At 63.2% G+C, this 5,086-nt stretch carries 4 protein-coding genes; 1 reads left to right on the top strand and 3 read right to left on the bottom strand.

What is annotated here, in order from left to right:
- The coding region (locus GPS82_RS13210; protein WP_296495485.1) for a response regulator at window positions 1-226 on the bottom strand (226 nt) is incomplete at its 3' end.
- Window positions 227-555: 329 nt separating this feature from the next.
- Between GPS82_RS13210 and GPS82_RS13205 the strand changes: the two genes are divergently transcribed.
- A complete protein-coding gene (locus GPS82_RS13205; protein ID WP_296495483.1) occupies window positions 556-2,976 on the top strand; it encodes an ATP-binding protein in 2,421 nt (806 codons plus the stop codon).
- A 743-nt stretch (window positions 2,977-3,719) separates the two neighbouring features.
- Here the strand turns inward: GPS82_RS13205 and GPS82_RS13200 are convergent.
- Both GPS82_RS13200 and GPS82_RS13195 read right to left on the bottom strand, forming a co-directional pair.
- Window positions 3,720-3,881, bottom strand: coding sequence for a hypothetical protein (locus tag GPS82_RS13200; protein ID WP_296495482.1), 162 nt, complete (start codon window positions 3,879-3,881; stop codon window positions 3,720-3,722).
- 40 nt (window positions 3,882-3,921) lie between these two features.
- Window positions 3,922-5,067, bottom strand: a complete 1,146-nt coding sequence (locus tag GPS82_RS13195; protein WP_296495480.1) for an alpha/beta hydrolase — start codon at window positions 5,065-5,067, stop codon at window positions 3,922-3,924.
- Window positions 5,068-5,086: the final 19 nt, after the last annotated feature.

The following is a 5,086-nucleotide window of genomic DNA, read 5'->3' as shown; positions in this document are numbered from 1 at the left end:
GCCCTTCCATCACCTGAAATCCGTCCATCACCGGCATTTGCAGGTCGAGAAGGATCAAATCGAAGCTGGTTTTACGGTGCAACGCGCACACTTCTTCGGGGTTCATGGTTGATGTCACCTGGGAATAGCCCACGTCGTGCAGCAGTCTCTCCAACAGTTGCACATTGGCCTGCTGATCGTCCACGATCAAAATAGAGGCATTCAGAATATCAACGGTCAGCGACATGATTTTTTCCTTGTTGGCTTTGATTGGAACAGCTTTTTCCAAGCTCGCCATGTTGCGCGTCTCAAGTCGCCTGATCTGTGCGCTGCCTCACATAGCCTTTTTGGCGGATTGCGCTTTGGCGCTCTTGTCGCCTAGCTTGAGGGCAGCGCAGCGCGCCCGGCGGCGTCTGGCTGCCAGCTGGCGGCCCAGGCGGGCAAATCAGCAGCCGGCTTTCCATGCAACGCATCGTATCAGGGCACAGGTGCAACTCAAGTGACAAACTTGCGTCATGTCAACACATCCATCACGGAATGGGTAAAACTGGGGGCCGCACCATTTGGAGACGCACCATGACCCTTGCCCACTTGAGCCCCGCTGACCTGACGCTGACCCTGGCACCCGATTCGCTCGGGTTCCACGACACGTCCGAGTTGGCGCAACAACCGCTGCCCTGGATCGGCCAGGCGCGGGCCGAAACGGCGGCGCGCTTTGGCCTGACCATGGACCAGCCCGACTACAACCTGTTTGTGTTGGGCGAGGTGGGCAGCGGCCGCTCGTCGCTGCTGGAATCACTGATGCGCGAGGTGGCGGCCACCCGGGCTGTGCCGCCCGACTTGTGCTACCTGCACAACTTTGATGCGCCGGAAAAACCCCGTGCCCTGCGCATGCCGCCCGGCCAGGGCAAACAGTTGCGCCAGTTCATGGTGCAACTGTGCAAGACGCTGCAAAAGGAAATTCCGCAACGGCTCGACGGCCCCGACTTCAAGGCCGAGAGTGCGCACCTGGAGAAAACCTGCAAAATTGAGGAAACCAAGGCCTACGCCGAGCTCGATGCCTTTGCCGAGGCGCGCAACTTTGCGCTTTACCGGGAAGACGGCCACATGGTGTTCACCCTGCTGGGCACAGGAGGCAACGCGCTCACCGAAAGCGAAGCCCGCTCGCTGCCGAAAGACCGCCGCGCCCAGGTGGAGCAAGCCGAGCAGGAGTTGCGCAGCGAGATTGCCCGCTACCTCGACAAAATCAGACCACTTGAGCGCATCAAAAACGAGGGCCTGACCGCACTGCGCCGCCAGACCATCAAACCGCTGCTCGAACGTGAGCTGCAAGAGATCAAACTCGGGCTGAAAAAGCAGATCAAGGACTCGGTCAAGCTCGGCAACTACCTGGACCAGGTGATGCAGCATGTGCTGGACAACCTGGATGCCTTTCGGGCGTCGGAGGACGACGAAGAACTGCGCCTGGAGGAACTGGCCACGGTGCTGGCGCGCTTGCGGGTCAATGTGGTGGTGGACAACGAGGGGCAGACGGGCGCGCCGGTGATCATCGAGAACAATCCCTCCTACCACAGCCTGTTTGGCAGCATCGAGTACCAGGCCGAAGAAGACGTGCTGCTGACTGACTTCTCACGAATCCGCGCCGGCAGCCTGCACAAGGCGCACGGCGGCTTTTTGATGCTGCATGTGCGCGACCTGCTGGCCGACGAGCTGGTGTGGGAAAAACTGCGGCGCTTTTCGCGCACCGGGCGCCTGCAGATTGAAGAGCCAATGCAAATGTTTGCCCCCATGGCCACCGTGTCGCTGGCGCCTGAGGCGCTGGACCTGAGCGTCAAGATCGTGCTGGTTGGTGCCACTGAAGAGTATTACGTGCTGCAGGAGGCCGACCCCGAATTCGCCCGACGCTTTCGCGTCAAGGTGGATTTTGCCGAGAGTTTTGCCGCCAGCGCAGACACCTATGCGGCGTCTTCGGCGTTTGTGGCGCACACCTGCCAGCGCCTGGGCTTGCCGCACTTCTCAAACGCCGCCGTGGCCCGGTTGCTGGAAGACGCGCACCGCGAGGTCGACGACCAGGCCCGCCAGAGCGGTGTCTTTTCGCACATGGAGGCGCTGGTGATGGAAGCCGCCGCCGTCTGCCAAAACCGCAAGGGCAGTCTGGTGGACCGTGACGATGTTGCCGCCGCGCTGCAAGCCCGCCGCCTGCGCCACAACTACCCCGACCAGCGCATGCAGGAGACCATCACCGACGGTGAACGGCTGATCAGCCTGACGGGCGAAAGAATCGGCCAGCTCAATGGTCTGACGCAGATCGACCTGGGCGACTACCGCTTTGGTTTTCCGGTGCGGGTCACGGCGCGCACCTCGGCCGGCGAGGACGGCCTGGTGAACATTGAGCGCGAGGTCGAGTTGTCGGGCCCGATCCACGACAAGGGTGTGCTGATTCTGAACAGCTATTTGTCCTCCCTGTTTGCCGCGCAGGCCCCGCTGGCACTCAACGCCACACTGGTGTTTGAGCAGGAATACCACGGCATCGAGGGCGACTCGGCCTCGTGCGCCGAGTTGTACGCGCTGCTGTCGTGCCTGTCCGGACTGGCGTTGAACCAGGGTATTGCCGTCACCGGCGCCGTCAACCAGTATGGCGAAGTGCTGCCGGTGGGTGGCATCAACGAGAAGATCGAGGGATTTTTCAGGATTTGCGCCACCGCCGGGCTCACTGGTCGGCAAGGTGTGCTGATTCCCCAGCGCAACCGGCGCCACCTGATGCTGAGCAGTGAGGTAGCGCAGGCGGTGGCGCAGGGCCGGTTTCATGTGTACACCGCCGAGCACGTGAGTGAGGGCATTGAATTGTTGACCGGCTGTGCCAGCGGCCTGCCTGGCACGGCCAGCGGCTACGCGCCAGGCACGGTACTGTGCCACGCCGAGCAGACCCTGCAGGCCTACCGGCGCGCCTGCCGTCTGGCGGGTCGGCCCAACGTGGGGCGCAAGCGCGGTCGCTGACATCCGGGCATTTTTTCTTCATCGGAAACCTCCCGATGGGCAAGTTGCAAACAGAACAGGCCTCGGCGCCTGCTGCAGGAATCAGCCGCCGGACGGCGGCGGTTCGCCACCGGGGCCAGGAACCAGACAGGCGCGACGCTTCGCGTCCAGACCTGATGTCGCATGCATGTCGGGGTCGTCAGGGATGGAGGCGGGAACCGGACCCTCATCGGGTTCAACGGGCGGCGCACGCTGCACCGCGTTGTTCAGCACAGCCAGCGCTTGCGGTGCGGCTTTCTCGCTGACTGGCTTTGGCGAGTGCGGCGGTCTTGGTTGTGGTCATGGGCCGTCCTGGGTCAAATTCGGGGGATATTTGCAGTCGTTACATGAACAAGGCGATTCGGGCGTCGGAAGATCCGACGGCTCGTGCCTTGCGCATTGGTTGAATCGTAGGGAGGCAAGCCAGGGGCATCTGTGCGCTCGCGCACCCTCTTCGCTTCATTTGAAGCCCGTTGCTGGCAAGTCAAAGAGATCAAGCCAACTGCATTGAAGTGGTCCATCAAAGCCGGGCATTCAATGCCTTGCAGCTCACTTTCAACCCCTGCCCGCGATGAAGGGGCTGAGGAGGTGAGAGGAACTCCTGCGATATGTTCACCCCTCTCATCGCAGCTCGAAAGAGATTTAGCCCGGCCCTTGCGTCGGGCTTTTTTTTCCCCTCTGGCAGCCGATTTCGCGACACTTCGAAGCCCATAACTGGCCCGCAGTCAGGACATCGGCAACGGGGTGGGCAACGGTGCAGGTGGCGGCGAGGGAAAGGGCACCTCGGTTGGCGCTGGCATGGGCGATGGCGGCGTGGGCATGGGAGGCAACCATTCTGGCACCGGCGAAGGTGACGGCACTTCAATGTTCATGTGGGTGTGTTTCATCAGACGATTGTTTGTCCAGCCAAGGCAGGCGTCTGTGTGTTCACGCACGCAGGAAGGACAGCAGCGCATCGTTGAAGGCCTGCGCATGCGACACGTTCAGCCCGTGCGGCGCGCCCTTGACCCGCACCATCTGGCTGTGCGGCACGGCGCGCTGGGTGCGCTCTCCCGAGCCTTCGATGGGCACGACCGCGTCCGCGTCACCGTGAATCACCAGCGTGGGTACCGTCACTTTCTTCAGGTCGTCGCGGAAGTCGGCCGTGGCGAATGCCTCCATGCACGCCAGCGCCGCATGCTGCGCCGACTGCTGGCACAAGGCGATGGCCTCGCCACGTTGCGACTCGGTGACCTGCAGCACACCATTGGCCGAGAAGAAGGCTGTGGTGAACTGGTCGAAGTAGGCATTGCGGTCCTGCGCGAACGCCTCCTTTTTCTGCTGCGCCTTGTCGGGCGTGAGCGGGCCGTCTGGGTTGTCGGCCGACTTCATCAGGCATGGCGGCACGGCCGCGGCAAACACCACGCTGCGCAGGCGCGACTCGCCGTGGCGTGCAACGTAGCGCGCCACTTCACCCCCGCCCATCGAGAAGCCCACCAGCGTCACATCCTGCAGCCCGCACTGGCTTATCACGCGGTGCAGGTCGTCGGCCAGCACATCGTAGTTGTAGCCTGACTCAGGTTTGTCTGAACGCCCGAAACCCCGTCGGTCGTATGCCACCACGCGATAGCCAGCGGCTTGAAGCACCGACACCTGCGGCTCCCAGGCCTGTGCCGACAGCGGCCAGCCATGGATCAGCACCACCGGTCGGCCGTCGCCACCGCTGTCGTCAATGTGCAGGTGCACGCTGCTGGCCGGCGCTGTGCTGGCGCTGCCTGAATCCTCCGGGCTGGTCGTGGCGCCGGCGGCAGCGCCGCCCAGTGCGCCGGCAACGGCACCCACGGTGGCTCCCACCAAAATACCCACCGGGCCGGCCATCACCACGCCGATGGCGGCGCCCGAGGCTGCGCCTGCCACCACGCCGCCACCCATCAGCACAGAGTTGGCCTCGCGCTCGGCTTCATCGGGCTCCAGCGCGGTCTGCGCCGCAGTGTTCGGATCCTGCGAAGGGATGCCGTGGCCGGGGTTGGCCTGTTCGGCAAGGTCTTCGTCAACCGGTACGGTCTCGGACGGCGGGGTGGTCAATGGGTTCATGTACTTCTCCTGAGCAAGT

Source organism: Rhodoferax sp. (assembly GCF_011391645.1).
Lineage (GTDB): Bacteria > Pseudomonadota > Gammaproteobacteria > Burkholderiales > Burkholderiaceae_C > Rhodoferax.
The sequence above is the reverse complement of the archived record's forward strand: the minus strand, read 5'-3'. Positions and strand labels throughout refer to the sequence as shown.

What these genes read in the sequence shown, in the direction of transcription:
- GPS82_RS13205 (WP_296495483.1), top strand. Translation starts at nt 556, where the DNA reads ATGACCCTTGCCCACTTGAGCCCCGCTGACCTGACGCTGACCCTGGCA.
- GPS82_RS13200 (WP_296495482.1), bottom strand. Translation starts at nt 3,881, where the DNA reads ATGAAACACACCCACATGAACATTGAAGTGCCGTCACCTTCGCCGGTG.
- GPS82_RS13195 (WP_296495480.1), bottom strand. Translation starts at nt 5,067, where the DNA reads ATGAACCCATTGACCACCCCGCCGTCCGAGACCGTACCGGTTGACGAA.